This window comes from Massilia sp. UYP34 (assembly GCF_056279385.1).
Genome location: NZ_JBWBRF010000050.1, coordinates 1 through 1,705, shown reverse-complemented (window position 1 = coordinate 1,705; position 1,705 = coordinate 1). Strand labels below are relative to the sequence as shown.

General features: G+C 61.6%; 3 protein-coding genes. All 3 read right to left on the bottom strand.

Translation table 11 applies throughout. The annotated features are described in order from the left end of the window. Window positions 1–116 precede the first annotated feature (116 nt). The 3 genes from ACZ9AQ_RS24125 to ACZ9AQ_RS24115 all read right to left on the bottom strand — a co-directional run bounded on the left by ACZ9AQ_RS24125 (window position 117) and on the right by ACZ9AQ_RS24115 (window position 1,560). Window positions 117–581, bottom strand: a complete 465-nt coding sequence (locus ACZ9AQ_RS24125; protein ID WP_429207336.1) for a DUF3322 domain-containing protein — start codon at window positions 579–581, stop codon at window positions 117–119. 28 nt (window positions 582–609) lie between these two features. After that, on the bottom strand, window positions 610–834 hold the full coding sequence (locus ACZ9AQ_RS24120) for a hypothetical protein (RefSeq protein ID WP_429207338.1): 225 nt from the start codon (window positions 832–834) through the stop codon (window positions 610–612). A gap of 84 nt (window positions 835–918) precedes the next feature. Beyond that, complete coding sequence (locus ACZ9AQ_RS24115; RefSeq protein WP_429207334.1) at window positions 919–1,560, bottom strand: DJ-1/PfpI family protein; 642 nt, start codon at window positions 1,558–1,560, stop codon at window positions 919–921. Between the last annotated feature and the right edge of the window lie 145 nt (window positions 1,561–1,705).

Sequence of the window (1,705 nt, the reverse complement as noted above, 5' to 3'; positions counted from 1 at the left end):
GTTGTGTTCGTCAGCAGCAGAGAGGCGAGAGTATGAAGTGTTTCTCATCGTTCGTCAACCTCTTTTTTCTCTTCGCTTTCGCTACCGTGAGGCGGTGTCTGCGTCGAGGAGCGAGACTATAACAAAGCGTCACGCCTTCCGCAAGGGCCAGTTTTCGACTTCGTCGAATCGCGTCGACCGCCCATGTGTCGCCACCTCCCCTGCTCCGTCAGCCGCGCTGGGTCTCCCAGGTCACGTTTGTCGCCATCCTCCGGTCCCATGACGATGCGCCTGCACCGTGCATTCTGCGCCGGTTTGCCCAGCAAGCCATAGCGCGTTTCCAATTGCCGCGCGCCGACGGCGCCTGCATCGATCGATTCGGCAGGCAGTACCTGGTCGAGCAGTTCAGCGATCAGCCTCTTGCGCGCTTCGATGAACTTCGTGTCAACGCCGGGGATATCGACCTGACGCAGATAAATACCCCGGGCGCGGACTTGCCGTGAACCAGCGCACCCCGGCCGATCATGTGCAGCGCGGACGCTCCCGACGCCATGTCGCTTGACCTGGTCAGCACCGTCGATGCAACTGCGCAGGCCTTGCAACCATTCCAGCGCCTGCTCGGCGGGTGGATCAGGTCGTGGTGCGGTCGGTCTTCGCCAGGTGAGTATTTGCGCAGCCAACCGCGGTCGTCGGGCGCCCAATCGTCCAGATAGCTGGCTGCAGGCTTGGAAACAGCTGTTCGCCTTTCAGTTCGTGAAGCCGGTACAGGTGCTCTTCCCCTGGCGACGCCGGCTGCCGGCGGGCAATCGTGCGCACGTTGGGCGCGACGAAGCTGCGGCGCAGGAATCTGGCGATCGTCGGCGCGACGTCGGCGGCGAGCAGCCGCCAGGACGCGTGCGCACGGCGTTGGGCCAGAAGCTGCTGGTAATCCAGCGCGCTCTATGCAGGATCGGCGGGGGCATCCGACATCGATGCGACCAGTTCATGGTACCAGCGCTCCTGGCGGGTCTTGTGCAAGCGGTACCAGGCCTTGGCGGTTGCCGGCCTCCAGACCTTGAGCATCTTGAGGACTTCATAGGAGAACTCGAGCGGCGCCAGGCCGGTTGCCGTGATCAGGTTGGCGCCACGGACAGCAGGCTCCTTGCGGTACAGATGTTCACCGCAGTATTCGGGGCAGGCTGCTTTCAGCCATCCCAGATCGTTGGAGGTGTGGCGCCGTGCATTCAGTGCGCCGATGCTGGCCAGGCCGATGGTCGCACCACAGATGGCCGCGACCTGGTGGCCCTGGTCCAGCGCGTCGCGCGCCAGTTCGAGGGCGGGTCTTGCCCGTGCAGACTGCCAGATGTCTGCGCCTGGCAGCAGGAGCAGGTCGTTGTCGTCCAGCCGGATATCGCCGATTGCCATGTCTGGTGTATGGGTCACGCCGCCCATGCTCGTTACTGCGTCACGGGTCAGGCCTGCCTTCAGCAACTGGAAGTCCCGTGATGGGTCTGCGAAAAACCGGCGGCTATGCAGTTCTGCCGTCAGGTATCCGATTTCCCAATCCGCCAGCGTGTCGACGACAACGAGATATACCCTCATCGCTTTTCCTCTGTAAAAGACAGTATGACCTTGGAATTTTACGCATCCCCAAAGCAAAAAACCCCACCAGGATCACCTGGTGGGGTTTTTCTATATAACTAGCCTGACGATAACCTACTTTCACACTGGTTGCAGCACTATCATC